General features: G+C 47.4%; 22 protein-coding genes and 1 pseudogene. 13 read left to right on the top strand and 10 right to left on the bottom strand.

What is annotated here, in order from left to right:
- From RHOM_RS09430 to RHOM_RS09410, 5 genes are all read left to right on the top strand, one after another.
- Positions 1-1,494 (top strand): glutamate synthase subunit beta, encoded by a 1,494-nt coding sequence (locus tag RHOM_RS09430; protein ID WP_014080077.1) that lies wholly within the window; start codon positions 1-3, stop codon positions 1,492-1,494.
- Between the two features lie 65 nt (positions 1,495-1,559).
- Positions 1,560-2,873 carry a hypothetical protein gene (locus tag RHOM_RS09425; protein WP_143761700.1) on the top strand — a complete coding sequence of 438 codons (1,314 nt, stop codon included), beginning with the start codon at positions 1,560-1,562 and terminating at the stop codon, positions 2,871-2,873.
- Positions 2,874-2,922: 49 nt separating this feature from the next.
- Complete coding sequence (locus RHOM_RS09420) at positions 2,923-3,684, top strand: YwaF family protein (RefSeq protein WP_014080075.1); 762 nt, start codon at positions 2,923-2,925, stop codon at positions 3,682-3,684.
- An 81-nt stretch (positions 3,685-3,765) separates the two neighbouring features.
- Positions 3,766-5,469, top strand: a complete 1,704-nt coding sequence (locus RHOM_RS09415) for a M3 family oligoendopeptidase (protein WP_044024960.1) — start codon at positions 3,766-3,768, stop codon at positions 5,467-5,469.
- A gap of 47 nt (positions 5,470-5,516) precedes the next feature.
- Positions 5,517-5,828 (top strand): hypothetical protein, encoded by a 312-nt coding sequence (locus tag RHOM_RS09410; RefSeq protein WP_014080073.1) that lies wholly within the window; start codon positions 5,517-5,519, stop codon positions 5,826-5,828.
- A gap of 6 nt (positions 5,829-5,834) precedes the next feature.
- Here RHOM_RS09410 and RHOM_RS09405 read toward each other — a convergent pair whose 3' ends face one another.
- Genes RHOM_RS09405 through RHOM_RS09385 form a run of 5 tightly spaced genes read right to left on the bottom strand, consistent with a single transcriptional unit; the run spans position 5,835 to position 10,046 of the window.
- The gene (locus RHOM_RS09405; protein WP_014080072.1) at positions 5,835-6,635 is read right to left on the bottom strand and encodes an aspartate dehydrogenase domain-containing protein; all 801 of its coding nucleotides are present in this window, start codon (positions 6,633-6,635) and stop codon (positions 5,835-5,837) included.
- Positions 6,636-6,661: 26 nt separating this feature from the next.
- The gene (locus tag RHOM_RS09400) at positions 6,662-7,399 is read right to left on the bottom strand and encodes a flavin reductase family protein (RefSeq protein ID WP_014080071.1); all 738 of its coding nucleotides are present in this window, start codon (positions 7,397-7,399) and stop codon (positions 6,662-6,664) included.
- Positions 7,400-7,439: 40 nt separating this feature from the next.
- Positions 7,440-7,955: a DUF4364 family protein gene (locus RHOM_RS09395; RefSeq protein ID WP_014080070.1), complete on the bottom strand. Its 516-nt coding sequence runs from the start codon at positions 7,953-7,955 to the stop codon at positions 7,440-7,442.
- A complete protein-coding gene (locus RHOM_RS09390) occupies positions 7,948-8,880 on the bottom strand; it encodes a TIGR01212 family radical SAM protein (RefSeq protein WP_014080069.1) in 933 nt (310 codons plus the stop codon). Before RHOM_RS09390 ends, RHOM_RS09395 begins: the two co-directional genes overlap by 8 nt.
- A gap of 11 nt (positions 8,881-8,891) precedes the next feature.
- Entirely contained in the window at positions 8,892-10,046 is a 1,155-nt protein-coding gene (locus tag RHOM_RS09385; protein WP_044024959.1) for an NAD(P)-dependent malic enzyme, read from the bottom strand.
- Between the two features lie 236 nt (positions 10,047-10,282).
- On the opposite strand from RHOM_RS09385, the gene rho reads away from it, so the two are divergent.
- From rho to prfA, 5 genes are all read left to right on the top strand, one after another.
- Positions 10,283-11,698: a transcription termination factor Rho gene (rho, locus tag RHOM_RS09380; RefSeq protein WP_014080067.1), complete on the top strand. Its 1,416-nt coding sequence runs from the start codon at positions 10,283-10,285 to the stop codon at positions 11,696-11,698.
- A 161-nt stretch (positions 11,699-11,859) separates the two neighbouring features.
- A complete protein-coding gene (rpmE, locus tag RHOM_RS09375; RefSeq protein WP_014080066.1) occupies positions 11,860-12,066 on the top strand; it encodes a 50S ribosomal protein L31 in 207 nt (68 codons plus the stop codon).
- 128 nt (positions 12,067-12,194) lie between these two features.
- Positions 12,195-13,169: a DUF1385 domain-containing protein gene (locus RHOM_RS09370; RefSeq protein ID WP_014080065.1), complete on the top strand. Its 975-nt coding sequence runs from the start codon at positions 12,195-12,197 to the stop codon at positions 13,167-13,169.
- Positions 13,170-13,181: 12 nt separating this feature from the next.
- Positions 13,182-14,009, top strand: coding sequence for a peptide chain release factor N(5)-glutamine methyltransferase (prmC, locus tag RHOM_RS09365; RefSeq protein WP_014080064.1), 828 nt, complete (start codon positions 13,182-13,184; stop codon positions 14,007-14,009).
- Between the two features lie 80 nt (positions 14,010-14,089).
- Entirely contained in the window at positions 14,090-15,166 is a 1,077-nt protein-coding gene (gene prfA / locus RHOM_RS09360; RefSeq protein ID WP_014080063.1) for a peptide chain release factor 1, read from the top strand.
- A 640-nt stretch (positions 15,167-15,806) separates the two neighbouring features.
- Here prfA and RHOM_RS18290 read toward each other — a convergent pair.
- Positions 15,807-16,695: pseudogene (locus RHOM_RS18290) on the bottom strand (IS6 family transposase); the annotation flags it as partial.
- A 445-nt stretch (positions 16,696-17,140) separates the two neighbouring features.
- Here RHOM_RS18290 and RHOM_RS09350 point away from each other — a divergent pair.
- The 3 genes from RHOM_RS09350 to RHOM_RS09335 all read left to right on the top strand — a co-directional run bounded on the left by RHOM_RS09350 (position 17,141) and on the right by RHOM_RS09335 (position 20,774).
- Positions 17,141-18,151: an alpha/beta hydrolase fold domain-containing protein gene (locus RHOM_RS09350; protein ID WP_014080061.1), complete on the top strand. Its 1,011-nt coding sequence runs from the start codon at positions 17,141-17,143 to the stop codon at positions 18,149-18,151.
- Positions 18,152-18,697: 546 nt separating this feature from the next.
- Complete coding sequence (locus RHOM_RS09345) at positions 18,698-19,198, top strand: alpha/beta hydrolase fold domain-containing protein (RefSeq protein ID WP_014080060.1); 501 nt, start codon at positions 18,698-18,700, stop codon at positions 19,196-19,198.
- 568 nt (positions 19,199-19,766) lie between these two features.
- Entirely contained in the window at positions 19,767-20,774 is a 1,008-nt protein-coding gene (locus tag RHOM_RS09335) for an alpha/beta hydrolase fold domain-containing protein (RefSeq protein ID WP_014080058.1), read from the top strand.
- A 286-nt stretch (positions 20,775-21,060) separates the two neighbouring features.
- Here RHOM_RS09335 and RHOM_RS09330 read toward each other — a convergent pair whose 3' ends face one another.
- From RHOM_RS09330 to fixA, 4 genes are read right to left on the bottom strand one after another with little or no spacing between them, the layout of a single operon-like run.
- Positions 21,061-22,269: a MalY/PatB family protein gene (locus RHOM_RS09330; RefSeq protein ID WP_014080057.1), complete on the bottom strand. Its 1,209-nt coding sequence runs from the start codon at positions 22,267-22,269 to the stop codon at positions 21,061-21,063.
- A gap of 38 nt (positions 22,270-22,307) precedes the next feature.
- Positions 22,308-23,855 (bottom strand): crotonobetaine/carnitine-CoA ligase, encoded by a 1,548-nt coding sequence (locus tag RHOM_RS09325; protein WP_014080056.1) that lies wholly within the window; start codon positions 23,853-23,855, stop codon positions 22,308-22,310.
- A gap of 15 nt (positions 23,856-23,870) precedes the next feature.
- Entirely contained in the window at positions 23,871-24,779 is a 909-nt protein-coding gene (locus tag RHOM_RS09320) for an electron transfer flavoprotein subunit alpha/FixB family protein (RefSeq protein WP_014080055.1), read from the bottom strand.
- A 21-nt stretch (positions 24,780-24,800) separates the two neighbouring features.
- Positions 24,801-25,565, bottom strand: coding sequence for a putative electron transfer flavoprotein FixA (fixA, locus tag RHOM_RS09315; RefSeq protein ID WP_014080054.1), 765 nt, complete (start codon positions 25,563-25,565; stop codon positions 24,801-24,803).
- Positions 25,566-25,714 lie beyond the last annotated feature (149 nt).

Below are 25,714 nucleotides of genomic sequence, written 5' to 3'. Positions count from 1 at the left end.
ATGGGAAAACCAACAGGATTTATGGAATATGACAGAGAAGATGCCCGCGCCATTGAGCCGAAGGAGCGGATCAAAAATTTTAATGAGTTCCACATTCCTCTGTCCAAAGAGAGACAACAGATTCAGGGCGCGCGCTGCATGAACTGCGGCGTGCCGTTCTGCCAGGCGGGAATGAACATCATGGGGATGACCTCGGGATGCCCGCTGCACAACCTGGTTCCGGAGTGGAATGATCTTGTATACACGGGGAACTGGGAGCAGGCATACAACCGCCTGAAGAAGACCAACAATTTCCCGGAGTTTACCTCCCGGGTATGTCCGGCACTCTGCGAGGCTGCCTGCACCTGCGGGCACTGGGAAGATCCGGTGACCTGCAAGGCGAACGAGCACGGAATTATCGAGAATGCGTATGAGCAGGGTTATGCGGCGGCAAAGCCTCCGAAAGTGCGCACCGGCAAGAAGATCGCGGTGATCGGCTCCGGTCCTGCGGGGCTTGCGGCGGCGGATCAGCTCAACAAGCGCGGGCATTCTGTGACGGTCTATGAGCGGGACGACAGAGTCGGCGGACTTCTGATGTACGGAATTCCGAATATGAAGCTGGAAAAATGGGTCATCGACCGCAAGGTTGCCGTCATGAAGGAGGAGGGCATCACCTTTGTGACCGGCACCAATGTCGGAAAGGATGTAAAGTCCTCCAAGCTGTTAAAGGAGTACGACCGTGTGATTTTAGCGTGCGGCGCCAAGAATCCGAGAGACATCAAGGCACCGGGACGGGACGCCAAGGGAATCTATTTCGCCGTGGATTTTTTAAAAGCAACGACGAAGAGTCTCCTGGATTCTGAGCTAAAAGACGGCAGCTATATCTCCGCAAAAGGGAAAAAAGTGGTCATTATCGGCGGCGGCGATACCGGAAATGACTGCGTGGGCACGTCCATCCGCCACGGCTGCGCGAGCGTGACACAGCTTGAGATGATGCCGCAGGCACCGGCAAAGCGCGCGGAGAATAATCCGTGGCCGGAGTGGCCGAAGGTGTTAAAGACCGATTACGGCCAGGAGGAAGCGATTGCGGTGTTCGGGCACGACCCGCGGATCTATCAGACGACGGTGAAGGAATTCTTAAAAGACAAGAACGGCAATCTTTGCGGGCTTGTCACTGTAAAGCTCGAACCGAAGCGGGATGAGAAGACCGGGCGTGTGACGATGACCGAGGTTGCGGGAAGCGAGCAGAAGATGGAAGCGGATCTTGTGCTGATCGCTGCCGGATTCCTCGGCACGGAAAAATATGTGGCGGACGCGTTCGGTGTGGACTTAAACGGCAGAACCAACGTCGCAACGGCGGAGGGCGCCTATGAGACCAGCGTGAAAAATGTGTTCGCGGCGGGCGATGTGCACAGAGGACAGTCCCTTGTCGTCTGGGCGATTCGCGAGGGACGCGAGGTCGCGCGCGAGGTCGATGAGAGCCTGATGGGCTACTCCTACCTTGAGGTGCAGTAATCGAATGATAATCCCCCGTTTGTAATCCAACGGATTCTGTGCTAAGATGAGAAAAAAGAGTACGAATGAAGAAAAGGGGAGTACAAATGAGCCGCAGAAGGAAAAAAGCAGGGGAAAAGGCGCGGACGATGGCGGGAAGCGCAGAAGCGGAAAAGACGGCAGCGGGAAGCACACCGGCAGAGCAGGAGGCAGGGAGCACATCGGCGAAAGAGACGTTATCGGCGAGCATAGAGCCGGCGGAGAGATCGGAAAATGAGGCGGAGGTCTGGCAGACCGGCGCGCGGGTCCGGATCGCGGATATGGAGCCGGATTACTCGGATATCACAGTGAAGAATCCGCGCATCGGCAAGGTCATGCGCCTTGAGGAAGAGGTCCAGAGACAGAGTGAGATCGAGAAGCTGCGCAGCAGACGGATCCGGCAGGAGCAGGAATATATTGACCGGATGAGCCTGTCGGTGGAGAATCATCTGCGCAATACCAAGGAAGAGCAGCGGTACAACGAGCAGTTCGAGGAGCGCATCCGCACGGAAGTGTACCGGATGCACGGGATCAGTGAGGACAAGCTGCAGGGGATGACGGAGTACCGCAATGCGTGGTATCAGGGCACGGCGTTTGCCATGTTTTTCCTGTCGCTCGTGCTGATCGCGATCTGCGGCATACTGCACGGGTTCGGGTCGGAGATCTGCATTTTTATGGCATTTTATACGGCCATTGAGGGGGCATTGCTCTCCAACGGGAGGAAGCAGTCACTGTTTTTTACGGTGCTGACGAAGGGCGTGTATCTGCTGCTGTTTCCGGTTATGCTCGTGACGTTTACCTGCTACGAACTTGGTTTTGAGGAATATGCGCTTCTGGTACCGGTTTTCGCCGTGGCAGGTGTTGTGGTGCTCATGATCGGAGCACTGTCCTACTTCCTGTATGATCCGTACCGGATGGACCGGAGGAACCGCAAGAAGGCGAACCGCTATATCGTAGAGATCGAGAAGGCAGCGCTAAAGGAAGTGCGTCTGAAGGAAAGGGCGTTCGCGAAGCAGGAGAAAAAGCAGGCGAAGTTTACCAGAAAGGAAGAGGCGAGAGCGCAGAAGAAGGCAGAGCGGGACGAGCGCCGCAGACAGCGGAAGGAGGCGCGGGCAGAAAGGCATGCACGCTGGCGCGCATGGTGGAGCGAGAAGCTGGCGCGGCTTAAGTTTGTGAAGAAAGAATCTGCGGATGAGACGCATAAGAGTCCGGCGAATGCAGATACTACGGAGGAACATTCTGCGGAAGGAGACTCTGTGGAGAGGGAATCTGCGGAGAGAGATTCGGCAGAAGCAGAATCTGCAGAGAGAGAATCTGCGGAGGAACATTCGACAGAAGGAGAAGTTGCAAAGAGAGACTAGGCGGAGGGAAATTCCGCGGAGAAAAACACTGTGAAAGAAGCGTGTGAAAATGAGACGACTGGGGATTGATCTTTCCTATTTTTTCACATATGAAGATGAGATACCGGACGGGGTGGGATTTTCCCACTTTGGTCCGGTACATTTATTATGGCTGGGCGTGTGCGCGGGGCTCTTACTGCTGTTCCTCCATTATTATAAGCGATGGGGAGGACGGCGCAGGCTTTTGGCGGAGAGAGGAATCGGCATTTTTCTGGTGGGACTGGAAGTGTACCGGATTGCGGTGCTGGCTCTGATCGGGAAAATGTCGCTGTATCAACTGCCGCTTCACCTGTGCAGCATGGCAGGGTTTTTGTGCTGTCTTCACGCCTTTTTCAAATGGGACTGGCTGGGACAGGTTCTCTATACCCTGTGTCTGCCGGGAACCGTGCTTGCGCTTTTATTCCCGGACTGGGTGCGCTATCCGGCGATTCATTTTATTACGATACAGGGATTTACCTTCCATGCCGGGATTGTGCTCTACGTGATCTGCCAGCTGTTGCAGCACAACATTATCCCGCGGCTTGCGGCGCTGTGGAAGGTGATCGTATTTCTTCTGGTGGTTGTGCCGCCGGTTTACCTGTTTGACAAAAAGTTTCATGCCAATTACATGTTTGTGAATGTGCCTTCGCCCGGATCGCCGCTGGAGTGGCTGGCGTCGTTTCTGGGGAACCCGGGCTATCTGGCAGGCTATGCGGTTCTGATGCTTTTATGCATGGTGCTCATGGACGCCGGTTACCGGCTGTTGCTTGACAGGAAAAGCTGCGGAACGTAGAATAAAACGAAAAAGAGAGAAGCGCTACGGATATTGCAGGAGAAGAATTGCTGCGATGGGGTGCGCAGAAATGAGGAGCATATGGCAGATTTTACATTTTCAACACTGAAATACGAGAGACCGGATTTCACAGAAGTGGAACAGCTTTTTGAAAAACTGGTAAAACAGGTACAGGAGGCAGCCTCCTATGAGGGATTAAAGGAACTCTTAAAGAAGGCAGAGCGCGTGCAGAATAAGCTTATGACTGCGTGCACGATTGCGTCCATCCGCCATACATTAGATACGACGGATACTTATTATGAGAAGGAAGACGAATATATCAACAATACCATACCGACCGTGATGCCGAAGTTTCTTGCATTTGATGCGGCAGTGATGAATAGTCCGTTTCGCGATGACATCGAGAAAGAGTACGGGAAACAGTATTTTGCACAGAAGGAACTGAACAGGAAGACTTTCTGTGAGGCAAATATTCCGCTGATGCAGCAGGAGGCGAAGCTGACAAACGAATATCAGAAGATCATGGCAACGGCGGCGATCGAATTTGAAGGGCAGACGCTTAATCTCTATGGTGTACAGAAGTATTTTGAACATGAGGACAGAGAAGTACGGCGTGCGGCTGTGCGGGCATATTCTGATTTTTACCACAGCAATGAGAAGCGGCTGGAGGAGATCTGGGAGGAACTCATTACCATCCGCAATCAGATGGGGAAGAACCTCGGCTATGCCAACTTTATTCCGGTGGGGTACATGCAGCAGGGACGCACGGATTATGGGGAAAAAGAGGTGGCAGCGTTCCGCGAGCAGGTGCGTACGGAACTCGTACCGCTGTGTGAACAGCTCTATGCGGCGCAGGCGAAGCGGATTGGTGTGGATACATTGATGTTTTATGATGAGAAGCGTGTATTTCCGGATGGAAATGCCGTTCCTGCGGGAGATGATGATTTTATGGTGGAAGAGGCAAGGAAGATGTACCATAAGATCAGCCCGGAGACTGGAGAGTTCATTGATTTTATGATTGAGCACGAACTGATGGATTTGAAGAATAAGCCGGGAAAAGCTGCTACGGGATATATGACATTTCTTCCGGATTATCAGGCACCGTTTGTGTTCTCCAATTTTAATCAGACAATCTTTGACATGCAGGTGCTGACACACGAGCTGGGACATGCGTTTGCAGGATATATGGCAATGCGCAGCCAGCCGATTGCAGAGTACTACTCAGAGTCTACCGACATTGCGGAGATTCATTCCATGTCGATGGAGCAGTTTTCCTATCCGTATGCGGAGGCATTTTTCGGAAAAGATGCAGATAAATTCCGCTTTGCACATTTGATGGATGCGATCACATTTGTGCCGTTCGGTGTGGCGGTGGATGAGTTCCAGCACATCTGCTACAGCAATCCGGATCTGACGCCGAAGGAGCGCACGGCGGAGTGGAAGAAGCTGGAAGAGAAGTATATGCCGTGGAGAAAATACGACGCGGATGATTTCTTTGACCGCGGTGGTTTCTGGTACCACAAGCTGCATATCTATCTCTATCCGTTCTATTATATCAACTATACGCTGACGACGATGGGAGCGATGGAGTTCAAAAAGAAAAATTATGAGAACCACGAGACAGCATGGCAGGATTACTTAAATCTCTGCAAATGCGGCGGAAGCATGAGCTATCTGGAGACATTGCGCTATGCAAATCTGTCGAATCCGTTTGCGCCGGGCAGTGTGGCACGTGCGATGGAAGTAGCAAAACAGGAACTGATGAACAGTCCGTTTATGAGATAGTATAGAAGCAGTGTTGGATGAGTGAGAAACGGAGGTAAGATTGTAATATGGAAGAAATGTTGGAAGTGATGAAAAAACAGTTGAAAATGCAGAAGCTTATCAGCGGGCTGCTGGCGGTAATGCTGGTAATTCTGCTCATTGCGGGTGGATTTTTTGTCAACCGGATGAGTCAGATGACGGCAGCAATGAGTGAGGCGGCAGATAAACTGCAGCAGGTCGATGTGGATGGTATCAATGATGCCATCGGAACGACGCAGGAAATGCTCGAGAGTGCCGGAGAGCTTTCCGATGCGGTCGATTCCGTGACATTAAAAGTAAAAGAGTTCAATGACTGGATGTCAGGACTTTTTGGAAATTAGCAGGCGTTAATAAAAACAAACCGGCGAGGCGAGATTGCGGAGCAGGGCTACCGCGCTCCAGCCGGCGATTGCGCTGGTGGAAGAGCAGATGTCCACGGTGGCTTTGACGCCGTCGATCTCTGCGGTGATGCAGTGGTCATCGCCCGTCCAGCCCGGAACGGAGTGCATGGTTACCTGCGTGATGTCCGGTCCTGTCGTGGCGAGCGAGGTGGCGACGGCGACGTTGACGCGGCGCGGAAAGGTTGCGATCGCCTCCTTGGCGCTGCCGGTAAAGACAGTCGTCTTTTCGGTATCGGTTAAAAGGTGTTCCGCCCAGACCGGTGTATTGCGAAAACCGCGGGCGCCGGTGTGCGTCTCGATGCCGGCGGTCTCGTCAAGCTTTCCCGCCTGCGCCATTAAAGTGATCGTCTGTAAGACGTCAAAACCACCGATCGCGCCGTTTGCCAGATGGACTTTGGCGCATCCCCTGCGGGCTGCGTCCCTGACCTGCCCGTAAAAGGCAGCGTCGGCAAACGCACCGATCGAGAGGAGAACGAGGCTGACGCCGTGTTCGAGTACGGTGCATGCCATATCCCGGACAGCTTCCACGGACGCTGCCTCCACAATATATTCCGGCTCTAAGGAGAGCAGTTCTGCAAGATCCCGACAGGATCTGCAGCCGGTTTCCGCAGCGGTCTTATCGCGCGATTCCTGTGAGCGGCTGGTCACGCCGACGAGCTCATAATCTTCCAGAAAACCATCCTTCCAGGCGTTTGCGACAATGTTTCCGAGAAAACCGCAGCCTACAATACCAAATCTTATCTTCATCGTAAAAATCCCTTCGTTATCTGAATTTATTTTGATCCTTTTTCATGCTTTTCTTGCTGCCCACCTTTTGACAAAGTTCCCTTTTTGGCAGAAAACTCTTTTGTTGCAGGAGTCCGTTTTGTCCCGGGAGTTCCTTTTTTTGCACCGTTTCCCTTTTTGCCCGGGGTGTCTTTCCGGACGCTGTAGCCGAATGTGCCGAGCTTTTTCCCGAGAAGAAAATACTCTCCGTGCGAGTAGGTGATCAGCCCGGTGTCGTTTAAGTGGAATTTGCCGGCTTCATCCATATACGCGTCATCGATGGTGACAGCGACGACGTCCGCAAGGATCAGATTGTGGCTGCCGAGCGGCGTGATCTGGCGCACACGGCATTCGATATTGACGGGACTCTCGGCAATGCCGGGAACCGATACCTCACGGGAGGCAAGCGGCGTCAGATGCATCTCCTTGAACTTGTCGACGTCTCTGCCGGAGCGCACGCCGCAGTAGTCGGTGGCACGTACAAGCGCTTCGGTTGTGAGATTTACCACGAACTCACCGGCGGTCTCAATCATGTGGTAGGAGTAGCGCTCCGGACGAACGGAGATGGAGAGCATCGGCGGGTTCGTGCAGACGGTGCCTGCCCAGGCAACGGTAAGAATGTTCGGTCTGCCTGCGAGGGCAGGATTGCTGCATTCCGGATCGGATGCGCCGGGATACTGGCAGCTTACCATGACGGCAGGCAGCGGATAGAGCATGTTGCCGGGTTTGAAAGCACTTTTTCCCATAAAATAAGGACTCCCTTCTGTCTGTGAAAAATATCTGTGTCTATTGCATCAGAATGTCCATCAGATATGCGTAGACATCCTCGTTCTGTTTTTTCCAGTTGTTGCAGATCGCCTCCGCCTGTTCTTTGTTTTTGACGGTCAGTGTCAGGTCGATTAAGTTGGTATCGTGGACGCGGAACTGACAGCGCACGGCATAGTCCTGATTCGGCGTCTTGTAATAGTCTGCGATGATCGAGTTGACGGTGCGGAGCGCCATTTTATTTTTTTCAAAATAGGCGATGGTGTCATGCTCGATCGCGTCCGTGAGCTTGTCGCGGAAAAAGCCGAGCGTCTCACGCCCCGCGGCGGTGATGTAATACTGCGTGTTGCTGTGTGTGGATTCCGTGCGGATCAGACCGGAGTCTGCGAGATCGTTTAAGACCTGCTGTACCCGGAAATAATCCGTGTATTCCTGCTCCAGAAAAAAGTCGGAGATCTGCGTGTTGGTCAGCGGAAAATCGACCTTATCCAGCATATTTAAAATGGTCAGTTTGTATATGGTAAATGGTTCAGCCATGTGTTTCCTCGTTTCTATAATATTTGCCCTGCCAGAGATCGCGCTGTACAAGTTGCCTGTTTATCGTGTTTAACACGCGCTTTTTGTCCGTGCTCCACAGCGGAGCGAGGAGCAGGCGGCGCGGTCCATCGCCGGTCAGACGGTGGATGACCATTTCCGGTGGAAGAAGGGCAAGGCAGTCTGCGATAAGGTCGCAGTATTCCTCCAGCGTAAACAGCGGAAATGGATTGGTTTTGTAGTGCGTTCCAAGATCGGTACCCTTTAAGACGTGAAGCAGCTGCAGCTTTACGCCGAAGACCGGATGTGCGGCAAGATAGCGCACGGAAGCGCGCATATCTTCGGTTGTCTCACCGGGCAGACCTAAGATCAGATGTGTTATGACCTTGATGCCCCGCGCGTGAAGCGCGGATACCGCCTGCTCATACTGGGCGAGTGAAAAACCGCTGCGTATCAAATGCAGGGTATGTTCGTGGATGGTCTGTAAACCGAGCTCCACCCAGACTGGTTTTATGGTATTTAATTCTGCCAGCAGATCTAAAACCTCAGGCGGCAGACAGTCACATCTGGTGGCGATGGAGAGCGCCACAATGTCGGGCTGTGCGAGAGCTTCCGTGTAAAGCGCACGAAGAACACCGACGGGAGCGTAGGTGTTCGTGTATGCCTGAAAATAGGCGATATATTTGCGGCAGTTTGTTTTTTCCAGAAGGAGAAGCTTTGCCTGCGCAATCTGTTCAGTGACAGATTGCTGCGGGGAGGCGGCAAAATCACCACTTCCTCCGGCACTGCAGAAGATGCACCCTCTGGTATCGATGCTGCCGTCGCGGTTCGGGCAGGTCATGCCGCCGTTTAGAGACAGGCGGTAGACCTTTTCGCCAAATGTCTGGCGTAAATAAGTATTGAGGGAATAGTAACGCGCGTCGTTCATGATACGTCCGGTTAACGCACGATGTGAGAGCGGACGGCTTCACTTACCACCTGTGCTACCCGGGGATCAAAAGCTTCCGGCATGATAAATTCGTCGTTTAACTCCTCATCGGACACAAGACCGGCAATCGCCTCTGCGGCGGCAAGCTTCATCTCTTCGGTAATCTGTGTTGCCCGTCCCTCGAGAGCGCCCTTAAAGATGCCCGGGAATGCCACGACATTGTTGACCTGATTCGGGAAATCACTGCGTCCGGTTCCGACGATTCTGGCACCCGCAGCCTTTGCCACATCCGGCATGATCTCAGGAACCGGATTCGCCATGGCGAACAGGATGGAGTCGTGATTCATGGAAGCAACCATCTCCGGGGTAACGATGTTCGGTGCGGAGACACCCACAAAAATATCAGCACCCTTTAAGGCGTCGGCAAGCGTGCCGTGCTGATCCTCAAGGTTGGTGACTTCGGTCATTTTCTGCTGCATCCAGTTTAAGTTCGGGTAATCTTTGCCGATGATGCCCTCGCGGTCACACATGGTGACATGGCGAAAACCGTAGGTGAGCAGAAGCTTTGTGATGGCAACGCCCGCGGAACCGGCACCGTTTACGACGACGCGGCAGTCCTCTTTTTTCTTGCCTGTAACACGCAGACCGTTGATAATGCCGGCAAGCACAACGATGGCGGTGCCGTGCTGGTCGTCATGGAAGACCGGAATGTCGAGCATTTCTTTCAGGCGCTCCTCAATCTCAAAGCAGCGCGGTGCGGAAATATCTTCCAGATTGATGCCGCCGTATGCGGGAGCAATGTTCTTGATCGTGGCAATGATCTCCTCCGTGTCCTGGGTGTCGAGACAGATCGGTACGGCATTGACATCGCCGAATTCCTTAAACAGAACGCATTTTCCCTCCATGACAGGCATGGCGGCATATGCGCCGATATTGCCGAGACCGAGAACTGCACTTCCGTCGGAAATGACGGCGACGGTGTTGGCTTTCATGGTATATTTGTAAGCAGCCTCCGGGTCTTTGGCGATTACCTTGCAGGGCTCGGCAACACCTGGCGTGTATGCGATGGCGAGATCTTCGCGGGAGTTTACTTTGGATTTTGCGATGGTCTCAAGCTTTCCGTTCCATTTTTCGTGCATAAGAAGTGCCTTCTCGGCAAGTGTCATTGTCTGATTCTCCATGATATAATCTCCTGTATATAAAGTGTATTTTTATATAGAAACCAATACGTAAATCATACCATTATCATTTTGACAAATCAAGGAAATTAGGACTTCCTATTTTGGAAAAAGTGTTGTATAATACGCATATTGTAAATTCATTTTGTCAATTCAGACACGATTCCCAATACGATTGAGAGCATAGAGGAAAATAGCAGATTGATAAGAACAGGAGCGAATGGATGAGAGAAAAGTATGAGAGCTTGTCAGCCGTTGTTTTGCGTGATCTTGCAAAAGCGAGAGGACTCAAAAATATCTCCGGCATGAAAAAGAGTGATCTGGTAGATCTGATGGTTGCAGAGGACGAGCGTCAGAGCAAAGAGGAGAATACGAAGCAGCGTGAGCAGACATCGCAGCGTGAGCAGACACCGCAGCGAGAGCAGGCGCAGCAGCGGCCGGCGCGGGAACCCAGAGAGGGACGGGAGAACCCGAAGGAGAGCGGTGCAGTGGATGAGACGATCTCGAATCTGGACAGCGGAATTATGGCAAACGGTATTTTAGAGGTTATGCCGGACGGATATGGATTTATCCGCTGTGAGAATTACCTTCCCGGGGAGAACGATGTGTATGTATCGCCGTCACAGATCCGCAAGTTTAATCTGAAGACGGGCGATATCGTGGCGGGCAATACCCGTGTGAAGACACAGCAGGAAAAGTTTTCGGCGCTGTTATATGTTTCATCGGTCAATGGTTACCATCCGGGTGTCGCGCAGAAGCGCAAGAATTTTGAGGATCTGACGCCGATTTTCCCGAACCGGAGAATCCGCTTGGAGCGCCCGGGCTGCAGTGTCGCAATGCGCATTGTGGATCTGGTATCGCCGATCGGAAAGGGACAGCGCGGTATGATCGTATCCCAGCCGAAGGCAGGTAAGACCACCTTATTAAAAGAGATTGCAAAATCAGTGACAAAGGGAAATCCGGATATGCATCTGATTATTTTGCTGATCGATGAGAGACCGGAGGAGGTTACGGACATCAAGGAAGCGATTGTCGGGGAGAATGTGGAAGTGATTTATTCTACGTTTGATGAGCTGCCGGAGCATCACAAGCGTGTATCCGAGATGGTGATCGAGCGGGCGAAGCGCCTTGTGGAGCACGGAAAGGATGTCATGATCCTGCTTGACAGCATTACGAGACTGGCAAGAGCCTACAACCTCACGGTTCCGCCAAGCGGACGTACGTTATCCGGAGGTCTTGACCCGGCGGCGCTGCACATGCCGAAGCGCTTTTTCGGTGCAGCCAGGAACATGCGTGAGGGAGGAAGCCTCACGATTCTTGCCACCGCGCTGGTGGATACCGGAAGCAAGATGGACGACGTGGTATTCGAGGAGTTTAAGGGAACCGGCAACATGGAGCTGGTGCTTGACCGCAAGCTTTCCGAGAAGCGTGTGTTCCCTGCCATCGACATTGTGAAGTCGGGAACACGGCGCGACGATCTGCTGCTGGAGCCGGAGGAGCAGGAGGCTGTCGAGATCATGCGCAAGGCGATCAACGGTATGCGCACCGACGAGGCGGTGGAGAACATTCTGAACATGTTTGCCCGCACGCGCAACAATCAGGAATATATCCATATGGTGAAAAAGAACCGGATTGTATAAAAAGAACTTGATTTTTTGTAAAAACCATGATAAAATAACAACGCTGTTTATTCGGGACTATTCTTTGCAATAAGTGCCATATGCGGATCGGGCATACGGGCATAAGAGAATAGAGACAGACAGGAACATAATAACGATAAGATTATAAAGAGGTGAAAATCATGAAGGCAGGAATCCATCCAGATTACTATCAGGCAACTGTTACATGTAACTGCGGTAACACATTTGTTACAGGTTCAACAAAGGAAGATATCCACGTTGAGATCTGCTCCAAGTGCCATCCGTTCTACACAGGCCAGCAGAAAGCAGCTCAGGCTCGCGGACGTATTGATAAGTTCAATAAGAAGTATGGTATGCAGCAGCAGTAGTATGACGCGCGAAGCGTTATGCTCCTAAGTGAAAACGGTTACAGATAAGGTTGAGGTTGTTTAATCTCAACCTTTTTTACCTTATAGAATACGGCACGGTTCGTGTGCCACAAGCAGGGTTTTTGACTATGAGATATTCGGGAATTGGCGGTCAGGCGGTCATGGAAGGCGTAATGATGAAGAATCAGGAAAAATACGCGGTAGCCGTGCGCAAGCCGGACCAGGAGATCGTCGTCGAGACTTCGACGTACGAAGGGCTGATTAAAAATAAGAAAATAAGAAACATGCCGATCTTACGTGGCGTGTTCAGTTTTATAGAATCGCTGGTACTGGGGATGAAGACACTGACGTTCTCGGCGTCCTTTTTCGAGGAGGAAGAGGAGGAAAAGAGCGGGTCCCGGAAAGCGGAGAAGCGTGCCGGAGCCAAAAAGCCGGCGCCGACGGAAGAGGAACAGAAGAAAAAGGAAAAGCGTCAGGAGAATGCGCTGATGGGCGGTACGGTGGCAATTTCCATTGTGCTTGCGGTGGCGATTTTTATGGTGCTTCCTTATTACATATCCGTATTCTTTCAGCGTTTTATCACATCGCAGACGCTTCTTGCGTTGTTGGAAGGCGTGATCCGCCTTACCATCTTTATCGGATATGTGGCGGCAATTTCACTGATGCCGGATATTAAGCGTGTCTATATGTATCATGGCGCAGAGCACAAATGCATCAACTGTATTGAACAGGGGATGGATCTTACGGTGGAGAATGTGCGGAAGAGTTCCCGTCTGCACAAGCGCTGCGGAACAAGCTTTCTGCTGATTGTCATGCTGATCAGCATAGTCTTCTTTCTGTTTATCCGCGTGGATAACCGGATCCTGCAGCTTCTGCTGCGCCTGGTGTCAATTCCGGTGATTGCGGGGGTATCGTACGAGTTTATCCGGCTTGCCGGACGCTCGGATCATATGCTTGTCAATCTGTTCAGCAAGCCGGGGCTCCTGTTGCAGCGGATTACAACCAGAGAGCCGGATGATTCGATGATTGAGGTCGGAATTGCTTCTGTTGAGGCGGTGTTTGACTGGAAGGCTTATGTGAAAGAGATCCGGGAACAGGCATGATGGAGGTTGGAAATGACGTATCGTGAGACAGTAAATCTGGGGGAGAAAGTTCTGTCCATGGCAGATATTGCGGAGGCAAAGACCGATGCATGGTTTTTGCTCGAAATGGTGTGTAAGATCGACCGCAGTTTTTATTATCTTCATATGGCAGAGGAGATGCCGGAAGAGCAGATGAGCGAGTACCAGATTGCGCTGCGCAAGCGCGCAGAGCATGTCCCGCTGCAGTATATTGTGGGTGAGACAGAATTCATGGGACTGAAGTTCAAAGTAAATTCCAGTGTCCTCATCCCAAGACAGGATACAGAGACTCTGGTGGAAGAGGCGCTGAAGGTCGTGCGCCCCGGAATGCGTGTGCTGGATCTGTGTACCGGGTCCGGATGCGTGATTGTCAGTATTCTGCACAATGTATCGGATGTGGAGGGGTATGCGGTTGACATATCCAAGCAGGCGCTCAATGTTGCGAAGGAAAATGCAAGGCTCAATGATGTGCCGGTGTTGTTTGAACACAGCGACCTGTTTGACCATGTGACGGGGACATTTGATGTGATCGTCTCGAATCCGCCGTATATCTGTACGGATGAGATTGCAAAGCTGATGCCGGAGGTGCGGGATTTTGAGCCGATGGAAGCGCTGGACGGCAAGGAGGACGGTCTGTATTTTTACAGGAAGATCATCGGACAGTGTAAGCAGTATCTGAACCCGGAAGGACATCTGTTGTTTGAGATCGGCTACGATCAGGGGCAAAAGGTGTCTGCACTTATGCGGGAGATCGGGTTCCATGATGTGCAGGTGATAAAGGATCTGGCGAGAAAAGACCGTGTGGTGACCGGAATGCTTTAGTTGATTGCGGGATTGGAGAGAATTTTGCATAGTTGGTGCAGACGGTTGTCTGGTGTTTGAGATAAGAAAGGATGTTTGTTATGTTTGATAAGTTGGATGATTTACTGATTCGTTTTGAAGAATTGATGAGCGAGCTCAGTGAGCCGGATGTCGCGAACAATCCGGAGCGTTTTCGCAAGCTGATGAAGGAGCAGAGCGATCTGGCACCGATTGTTGCTGCATATAAGGAGTACAAGCAGTGCAAGCAGAATATTGCGGATTCCCTCGCTATGCTGGATGAGGAGTCCGACGAGGAGATGCGTGAGCTAGCGAAGGAAGAATTAAACGATGCCAAGGCGCGTGTGGAGGAGTTGGAGCATGAGTTAAAGATTCTGCTTCTTCCAAAAGATCCGAATGATGATAAGAATGTTATCGTGGAGATCCGTGCCGGTGCCGGCGGGGACGAGGCGGCACTTTTCGCTGCGGAGATTTACCGTATGTATCAGCATTATGCAGAGAGCAAGAACTGGAAGACCGAGATTGTTGAGGCGGACGAGACCGGCATCGGCGGTATGAAGAGTGTGACCTTTATGATCAACGGTCAGGGCGCATACTCCCTGATGAAGTATGAGTCCGGTGTGCACCGCGTACAGCGTGTGCCTGAGACGGAGTCCGGCGGACGTATCCACACCTCCACGATCAGTGTGGCGGTAATGCCGGAAGTGGACGACGACATTGATATTGTCATTGATGAGAAGGATATCCGTATCGACGTTATGCGTGCCTCCGGAAACGGTGGACAGTGTGTCAACACGACCGATTCTGCGGTGCGTCTGACCCACTACCCGTCCGGTATCGTCGTGTACAGCCAGACGGAGAAGTCACAGATCCAGAATAAGGCAAAAGCGTTTGCTCTTTTAAAGGCAAAGCTCTACGATATTGAGCAGCAGCAGCGCCATGATGCAGAGGCTGAGATGCGCCGCAGCCAGATCGGTACCGGTGACCGTTCCGAGAAGATCCGTACCTACAACTTCCCACAGGGACGTGTGACGGATCACAGAATCAATCTTACCCTGTACAAGCTGGATAAGATCATGAACGGAGACATCCAGGAGATCATCGATGCATGTATCGCGGCGGACCAGGCGGCGAAGCTTGCGAAGATGAATGAGAACTAGAAAATGTAACAGAAACGGTCTGTGACGCATGTCATGGACCGTTTTTTGCCTTGTCAGGAAAGCTGTATTTGTTTTTTGTTGTGTTGTTAGGAGTCCTGTTTTTAGTGCCTTGTCAGGAAAGCTGTATTTGTTTTTTTGATGTCTTGTCAGGAACAATGAGATGTCCGGGAGTATGCACGGGTCTACAGAGACAAAATAGCCGTCTGGGACCCGAAAATGCCGATAAAAGCGGGAAGAAAGCAGCAAAAAACGAAGTTTTTGGGCACAGGGAGCTAAAATTGTTCCGTGGGACCCGTAAATCGGCGATTTTCGGGTCCCACAGAGCAAAAATCCTGCTGTAGACCTGTGGCTTGCGATAGTGTCAAATGACCAATGAAAAAACCGAGTTAAAGAAAAAGGCTCAGATGAACTTTGAAAACTGTAGATATTATAGGTAGTGGCAGCTTGCCGCCACCCTTGACAGCACGAAAAAGAACCGCTGTAGGTCGATTACCGACGGCGAAGAACTTAAGAACAGTTGTTTTCTTATGTCGATTACAGCAGTGTAGCAGTTCTTTTTCGTGCCATCAAGGGCAAAGGCATAAATGTCTTGTCAGAACCTGTGGTTCTGATGGCTGGGTTATTACCTTTGGCTCTTAATCTAAGAACAGTTAGCGGCTTCGCCGTTTTGTAAGTTCAGGATTGTTTGTTGACCGAGAAAGATTAGAAGTTGCCATTTTCCAGGCATGTTTGAAGCACCATGTAGCATCTCAACATCATTAAGAACCTTGTATTTATTGTGTTTGTGAGGGCGAAGGAAGTTATAGTAAGCAACCCAAAGCGCTAGATCATAGTTGGCTCCGTCTACGTTGTCAAAACCGTTGGTTGGACGATAGAGAGCTTTATAAGTGCGATTAAGTCGCGCTATCATCTGCTTGAAAGGGCGGTATTCTTTAGAAACTTCATCGCCGTTTGTAAGACCGATAATCCTGGTGATATCAAATTTAAAATCTTCTTTGAACTCACGATAAAACTGTTGGGCGGCAAGAGGATATGCGCTGTAACCATTAGCGATAAATTTGAAATTTTCAGGAAGCTTGGAGACGTGTTTGAAAGCCATACGCATCGAAAGAATGCATGCACCAACGTCGCGCTCCGTAGATATGCGGTATCCAAGAAAGGGAACGACTGGCAGCATCCATAATAAACCAGATGTATGCTTTAATTCCACGGATTTTTATGTAGGTTTCATCGGCAGTAAAGATTTTTCTTGCATTGTAATCGTAGTTGTCTACGAATGGTTTGATGCAGACAGCAACTGTCTTACAGAAGTTAGCTACCTGTTGGTGGGATATGTCAATGTTGTAAAGTTCTTTTAAGGCATATTAGGTCTTACGAAGAGACATTCCAAGATTTACGTGCATGGTTAAACAAAGCCCCATTACATTAGAATTGAACTTGGAAAATTTAAGAGAGGATGCATTTTTAGGCAGAGAATTAAGATCCATCTTGAAGAAATCCAAGGTGAATTCACGATAGATATAATCCATTCATAGAACTGGTCTTAATTAACGATTGTTGACGATACATATTTTGCAACTTATCTCCTTTGGATGTGGATATTTATTGTCAAAATATATATCGGATCGAGGTAAGTTGTTTTTTATATGCTCCGCAACATCAGCAAAATCAAGGTCTATGAATTATGAAATTTCTTCAGATATAAAATAGAGAAACATACAATATTATTGGTATCCGAAAAAAGTATAATGGAGTGCTTGATACCAGCTTTATTTATTTAGATAGAGTCAGGTACCGGAGTTGACTTTGTCAGTAAAAAAATAGAAAAAATGCAAATACTTATTTGACATAGTGAAAAAATACTTTATAATATAAAGTATCAGAAGTGTATAAAAGATACAAAAACAGATGAGCAATGTTGAGGTATTGTGACGGATTTGTCAAAATAAGTCACATGGAGAAAGGAGTTACAAAATGGGAGAAATTAAACTGCAAATCAATCCAAAGAACAGACCGGCAGTACCGGCAGTGAACTGGCAGCAGGCACGAGTATTAGAAATGCAGGAAGAGTATGCAGCTGCATTTGATACATCGCTGGTAAACACGATCGAAGAGATGCGCGCAGCATACAATGAAGAAAGAAAGATGTGGAACACTGGCGGTCCTGTGATGGCAGAGACAGTTGACTTTGATGTGCCGTATGAAGGAGATAAAGTACCGGTACGTTTACTTCGTCCGGTGAAAGCAGAGAAACTTCCGGTTATCTTCTTTATGCACGGTGGTGGATTTGTAGAAGGAAATAATGATACACACAGTATGGCACAGAGAAAGCTTGCAGCTTATTCAGGATGTGTTGTGATTGGTATTGACTATTCCCTTGCGCCGGAAATTAAATATCCTCGTGCGATCAAAGAATGTGTTGCAGTATGCCATTATGTATCAGAGCATGCGGATGAATATGGAATTGACCCGGAGAAAATTGGATTTGCAGGAGATTCCGGCGGAGCAAATATGGCGATGGGAGTCTGCATGTGTTTAAGAGATGAAGGCTTTGATGTGTCCAAGATTAAAGGTAATATCTTATACTATGGTGGATATGGCTTAATGAGTAGTATTAGTAGCTATCAGCATGGCGGAAAGTGGGATGGAATGAGTGAAGCTGATTTATCTTCACCATCTTGTTATATTGCTCCTGATGTAAACCGTTTTGATTGTCCTTATTTCCACATTTATGCAAATGATCTTACACATGATGTCCCACCGTGTTTCCTTGTTGCAGCAGAGCTTGATCCATTAAGAGATGACAGTAAGTTACTTTATGAGATTCTTACAAATAATGGAATTCAGGCTGAATATCATGAATATAAAGGAGCTCTTCATGCATTTATCCACTACAGCAAAGTAATGGATGACGCAGAAGATGCATTACGCAGAGGAGCTCACTTCTTTGCACATAACTGTGGATTAGATCCAAGAAATGAATAAATGATTACGTGGTAATTGCAATTGCAGGGTACTACGCTAGACGGAAGGCTATCATATTAGAGAATATGATAGCCTCTTTTTGCTTTATAGGAAATTTACTCTGTAATGTTCCAATAAAGCAAAAAACGCTCCGCGAGGATGCGACCAGATGCATGTGGAATATGTCTGCTAAAGCAGAATGCATCTGGCGCGCAAAGCGTAACAAGTACCTCAAAGATTAAGGGATTCAGGAATCTTGAAGCGGACTTGTCCGCTTTGTTTCACATGAATTTACAGAAAAAATATTGCAAAACAAACGATTTTTTTGAATAATTTTGAGCCATTTTGCTATCAAACAAAAATAAAAATAAATTTAGTGAAAAAATATAAAAACAAGTAGAATAGACTGATATTTGTTTAACGATTAAACATAATGTACTATAATAAAGGTGTCGGGAGTGTGCTGAAAATACAAATACAGATGTTTGATCGGGGAATTTGTGCTGTATTTGTTAAAAAGAATGCACACGGATAAAGGAGCTGCAAAATGGGGGAATTAAATTATCAATGAATCCTATCAACAAACCGGCTGCACCGGCAGTAGGTTGGCAGCAGGCAAGAGTACTTGAGATGCAGGCAGAGTACGCAGATGCATTTGATACTCAGACTGGAAGCTACGATGAAATGTGTGCAGCGTACGGCGAAGAGAGAAAGATGTGGAACAGCGGTGGTCCTGAAATGGAAGAAACGATCGAATATCAGATCCCTTATGAAGGATATACGGTTCCGGTACGTTTACTTCGTCCGGTAAAGGCAGAGAAACTGCCGGTTATTTTCTTTATGCATGGTGGAGGATTTGTAGAAGGTGACAATGATACACATGGTCTGGTACAGAGAAAACTTGCGGCTTATTCCGGATGTGTTGTAATTGGTATCGATTATTTTTTGGTACCGGAAGTAAGGTATCCGGTTGCGATAGAAGAGTGTGTTGCAGTATGTAAGTATGTAAACACCATAAATTTACATTTACATATTGAAAAAACCATTTGGTTTCCTTTAATGTATTAGCGACCAAGCAAATAGAAAAAAGGATAACGCAAATGGTTTCTGCTAATACATTATGCAAGAATGTTCTTAATGTCAAGAATACAGTGATAGAAAACTTTAATCTTTACTCTGATGAGGATGGCGTGAAACACATCCGTATCAAAGCCAGACATCATTTTTACATAAAATATAGTTTTCATTATTTTATAGGATTCGGGTATCAAAATAGGAAGGATATTGTTTTTATTTTTTTGATAAAAAAGACGAATGAAGGCAACGGATTTGGATGAAAAAAGATTGAAAAATGTGGAAAAAATAGTCCGAGGTACAAAAAGTGATGCATTTCATGAAAAAAGACGGGTTGTTTGACGGTAAAACAAAAGATAGATGAGAATTTAGAAAAACATACAAAAAATAGCGATATTTGTTTGACAACTGAACATAATGAGCTTATAATAAGGATATAAGAAATGTACAAAAGATACAAATGCAGATGGAAAATCGGGGGGGATTTGTGCTGTATTTGTCAAAAGGTTGTATGTTGAAAAGTGTGTAAAAATTTTTATGTAAAGAGAAAGGAAGTTACACGATGGGGGAATTTAGAGTAACAATTAATCCAAAAAACAAACCAGCTACACCAGAGGTGAACTGGCAGCAGGCAAGAGTACTTGAGATGCAGGCAGAATATGCAGCAGCATTCGATACTCAGGCAGGAACTTACGAGGAGATGCGTGCAGCATACCGCGAAGAGAGAAAGATGTGGAACAGCGGCGGGCCAGAAATGGCAGAGACAATCGACTTTGAGATTCCTTTTGGTGAGGATAAAGTTCCAGCACGTTTACTTCGCCCAGTAAAAGCTGAGAAGCTTCCAGTTATCTTCTTTATGCATGGTGGCGGATTTGTATTAGGTGATAACGATACACACAATCTGGTACAGAGAAAGCTTGCAGCTTATTCCGGATGTGTTGTTGTAGGTATTGAATATACTTTATCACCAGAAGTAGTTTATCCTCGTGCGATTGAGGAATGTACTACAGCTTGTAAATATGTATTAGAGCATGCAGAAGAGTACGGCATTGATCCAGAAAAATTTGGATTCGCAGGAGATTCCGGCGGAGCAAACCTTTCTATGGGCGTTACAATGCACTTACGTGATGATGGATTTGATATCTCTAGAATCAAAGGTAACATTTTATTCTACGGATCTTATGGTATGAAAGCCAGTGTCAGCAGCAACCTTCACGGTGGAAGCTGGGATGGAATGAGCGAGGAAGACCTTGCATTCTACTTGGAAATTTACCTTGGCGAAGGCGTAGATCCTATAGATTGTCCATACTTTGATACATTTATCAATGACCTTACACATGATGTTCCACCTTGCTTCATCGTTTCGGCAGAACTTGATCCACTGAGAGATGACAGTAAGTTACTTTATGAGATTCTTACAAACAACGGAATCCAGGCTGAATACCATGAGTACAAAGGTGCTCTTCACGCATTTATCCACTACAGCAAAGTTATGGATGACGCAGAAGATGCATTACGCAGAGGAGCTCATTTCTTCGCTCACAACTGCGGTTTAGATCCAAGAAATTAATCTACATACATAAATCGATATTCATTCCAAGAGGGGGTCACTGTATTTATACAGCGGCTCTTTCTTTTTGAAAATGCTGATGTAGAGATGAAATAGTTATACGGAATGTTTTAAAGAACTATGAATAGAGGACTGGGGAAATTTGGCGTAGGGATTTTTGATAAGAAATAAAAAGCAGAATGTTTGATTTGCAAACATTCTGCTTTTTTGGATAAAATTTACAGCCGGGGAGGAACCCGGCTGCAGCGAAAGAATATGGTAAATATATATTATATAGGAAAAAGCTTTAGTCACAGAAAACATAGTTTCTGAGTCGATTTAATGCTTCTTCAACACGGCTCTTTGGAAGAGCAAGGTTTACACGGATTCCATACTCATTATGGAATGGTCGTCCATCCTGCCAGTAGACACCGACAGACTGTCCTTTTTTGTAAAGGTCTTCTAATGTCTGGTTGTGTGCAGTACACCAGCCTTTACAGTCAAGGAAAAGCATATAAGTACCTTCTGGTTTTGCAGTATCAATACCATCAATGTTGCTGAAGAAGTCATATGCGATATTGACATTTTCTGTTAATACTTCGCATAATTCGTCTACCCATTCATGACCTTCCGGCTTATAAGCACCGATCAATGCGTGCATGGATAAGACATTCATGTCGTTGTAATGGCAGAGGGAAGATTCTTTGTCGATGCGATCCTTCAGCCATGAATTATAAATAATATGATAAGAACCGATCAGACCGGCAAGGTTGAATGTCTTAGATGGTGCATATAATGCAATGGTACGGTTTTTTGCATCTTCAGACACAGACTGTGTTGGAATATGCTTGTGGCCATTTAAGATAAGGTCAGACCAGATTTCATCAGAAATAACAAATACATCATATTTTTGGAAGAGTTCCATTGCTCTTTCTATTTCCCAACGCTCCCATACACGACCGGTTGGGTTATGCGGGGTACAGAAAACAGCAGCATGGATATGATTTTCTTTGATCTTACGCTCCATGTCTTCATAGTCCATACGCCAAACCCCATTTTCATCGCGTACAAGTGGACTCAGGACCATATTGTAGCCATTATTTGTCAGACTGGCTGTAAAACCAATGTATGTAGGAGAATGAAATAAAACAGAATCACCCTTCGAGCATAAAACACTTAATGCGCTGATCACGCCGCCGAGAACACCGTTTTCATATCCGATATGTTCCTCAGATAACCCGGTTACACCGTTTCTTAACTTATGCCAGTTGATAATGGATTCAAAATATTCAGGACGTGGGCGGAAATATCCGAAAGCAGGGTGCTTCGTGCGCTCGATAATAGCGTCCTGTATCGTTGGTACTGTTGGGAAGTTCATGTCTGCTACCCACATCGGGATCAGATCAAAGCCTTCTTTGATCGGTGCAAATGAGATCCAGCTGGCATTCATAGGCGGATTTACTGCAATTGCATCCATGCCGTCGCGGTTTAAAATACTTGTAAAATCATACTTCATCTAATAGGCCTCCTTACGTTTTTACGTTTGTGAATACATTATTTTAGCTCTTTTTTCTTAATCTTTCCGGTAGCTGTTCGCGGAAAGTCATCTACAAACTGCCAGAAAGTAGGAACCTTAAATTTGGAAAGCCGGTCACTGCAATACTGTTCTAATTCTGCAATCGTCAGGCTTTCTCCATCGGCAAACTGAATAAATGCTTTTACTGCCTGGTTGCGGATTGGATCCGGAATGCCGATTACGGCAGCATCAGCAATTTTTGGGTGGGAAGTGAGAACACATTCTACTTCCAGGCTGCTGATATTTTCGCCGGATCGTTTGATCATATTTCCCCAACGATCGATAAAGAAGAGCCAGCCGGCTTCGTCTATATATCCTCTGTCACCGGAATGAAGCCATCCATCTTTGTCCAGAAGACATTCTGTCGCACCTGGGTCATTGTAATATCCTGGTGTAAGAGAACGACCCGGAATACCGTGGACACAGATCTCACCGGTTTTACCCGGGGCAACTTCCTTTCCGTCACAGTCGATGATCTTGATATCATAAGATAAAGCAGCGCGCCCTACAGAAGGCCAGTTTTTATCACCGGAGATCGGAGAACAGGTAACGGCAGAAATCGTTTCTGTCATTCCATAGGAGTTCAGAAGCTGAACGTGGAATCGACGTTCGAATTCATCTTTTTCTTCTGTGCTTAATCCCATAGAAAAATAGACCTGTTTCAGACAATGATCCTGCTCCCATGGTTGTACAGGCTGCAGCATCAGTGTCCGGTTCATAATGGACATGGTATCTGTAAAGTTTGCTTTTGTATCACAGATCTGTTTCCAGAATTTATGTGCGCTGTAATGCTCTACCATGATCAGTGTACCGCCGGCAACAATGACGGACATAGCAGCCATTTCCTGAAAATCCATATGGTAACATGGCATACACGAAAGAAAACGGTCTCCGGGGCACATGCCAATCTGCTGCATATGGATAATACCACCATATACGACATTGCAGTGCGTATAGATCACGCCTTTCGGGTACTGCGTTGTTCCAGAGGTAAATAGGATGACGGCAGTATCCTCCGGAAGAATCTCGCAGGATTCGTCCAGTCGGCTGCCGTCAAAAAAACTACTTGCTGAAAGAGAGAGAATGTCCGGATCCGGACATTCTCCCCAGGCTAAAATAATGGTAGAGAGTAGTAAATCTTCTTTATTGGACTGATAAATAGGAAGGGAAGACGGCTCAACGATAATGCGATGGATATCACATTTCTGAAGGACGAATTTGCTTTCCTGCAGGCGATAGTGCTCATTCAGCGGAACGGATACAGCGCCGATCTGCGCAAGTGCAAGCCAGCACATCAGATATTCTGGTGAATTGTGCAGATGAAGTGCCACCAGTTCGCCTTTACGGATTCCTAGCGAATGAAACCAGTTTGCTGTCTGAATAACACGGTAGTGAAATTCAGAATAAGTGTAGCTGGTAAGCTGGTCATCAACTGAAATATATTCCAGAAAATTCTGATTACCATAAAATTGTACAGTCTCATTCCATTGAGAGGAAAGAGTGCGGTTACCTGCAATATCAGTCATGATTTCTGCCTTTCATTAGGATAATTTTTCCGTTAAAAGTGGGATGATCTTATACATATCTCCAACAAGTCCAAAGTCACAGTTTTTGAAAATAGGTGCGGACTTATCTTTATTGATAGCAACGATCACTTTGGATTTGTTGATACCACCGATATGCTGAACCTGTCCGGATACACCAGTACAGATGATAAGATCTGGCTTAACCTGAACACCTGTGATTCCCATGTAGGAAGATTTTGGTAACCATTTGTTGTTCTCAGCGATTGGACGGGAACATCCAACTTCACCATCGATAGCAGAAGCCAGCTTCTCACACATAGCAAGATCTTCCTGTGCAGCAAGTCCACGGCCGACATCGACGATACGTTTTGCAGCAACAAGGTTTACAGCTGTTTCACGTTTCTCATCTTTAGAAACACGTTTTAAGCTTGCGGATGCAGCACCGGCGATTGGAGCGATGTCTGTGCAGGCACCTGTTCCTTCTGCTGCTGCGAAGATTCCGCTGTTTACAGTGAATACACTGTAAGCTGTTTCAATCACCTGTTTGTTAACAGCTGTTCCACCGAATACAGTACGCTCGAAGCATGGTTTACCGTCTTCAGAAGTAAGAGAAGAGATGGTTGCGAACACTGCTGTGTTTAAGTAAACACTGAGTTTTCCTGCAAGAGCACGTCCAAGGATTGTATTTCCAACAAGAACGCAGGCAGCATCAGATTTTAAAATCTCTTCTGCGATAGCTTTTGCAAAATCTTCCGGAGAACCGGATTCTTCTAATGGACATGTAAGAATGTGGTCTGCTCCACACTCAGCTGCAGCTGCACCATCACCGAAAACAACAGCTGTAACATCGGAAGCAACGTTTCTTGCTCCGGCACAGAGTTCGGATAATAAAGCATTATTTTCACTAATTACATAAGATTGCATATCTAAAATCCTCCTTTAAGCCTATAAAGCTTCTTTCTTAAGGAAAGCAACTAAAGCGTCTACTGCTTCTTCGTTGTCTCCTTCGATAATTTCCTGACGTCTCTCCTGCTGTTCTGGAGCAAGCTGCTCAAGAGTAGATGCAGAAGCGTTTAAATCTGCAAGATCTGTAGTAAGAACTGCAACCGGTTTTTTACCTGCCTGCATGATATCACGCATAGCTGGAACAGTCGGAACGTTGATCTCAGATGAAACGGAAAGAACTGCTGGAAGTGCTACTTCAAAAACTTCAGTGCTGTTCTCAAGAGTACGCTCAACAAGAACGGTATCACCGTTTGGCTGGATGGAAGTTACGTTGTTTAAGGTTGGCCAGTCAAGTAATGTACCAAGCTGGATACCTGTTACCTGATTGTAGAGATCGGAAGAACCGGTTCCGCAAAGAACGAGGTCAACTTCTTCCTGCTCACGGATTGCTGCTGCAAGAGCTTTTGCTGTTTCAAAAGAATCAGAGAAGCTGTGATCGTCGCTGATCACAAGTTTTAAATCATTTGCACCACGGGAAAGGATATCTTTACGGATCTTTGTTGCATCAAGAGCTTTGGAAGAACCAACGCTTAATGCGGTAACGGAACCCTTTGTCTCTGCAGAAAGCTTCTTTGCTGCTTCAAGGGCGTTTAAGTCATACTGACTGATTTTTGCTGGTACATCATCAAGAGCCAGCTCTCTGTTAGGAAGAACTTTGATCTGTTCTTCATCCGGTACTACTTTACAACATGTAATAATTTTCATTTGCTCACCTGCTCCTAAAATTATTTTTTGTGGTGTTTTAAACTGTTTCAATCATAGAAATAGAAGATACAATACCATGCGTCGTCTCAAATTGTCTTGAATTGTTTAAAAATTGTATGGTAAAAAAACAATTTTGAAAAATGAAACAA

Source organism: Roseburia hominis A2-183, assembly GCF_000225345.1.
In the GTDB taxonomy this organism is placed as follows: Bacteria; Bacillota; Clostridia; order Lachnospirales; family Lachnospiraceae; genus Roseburia; species Roseburia hominis.
Note: the sequence above shows the minus strand (reverse complement) of the source record. Positions and strands in the feature narration are given on the sequence as shown.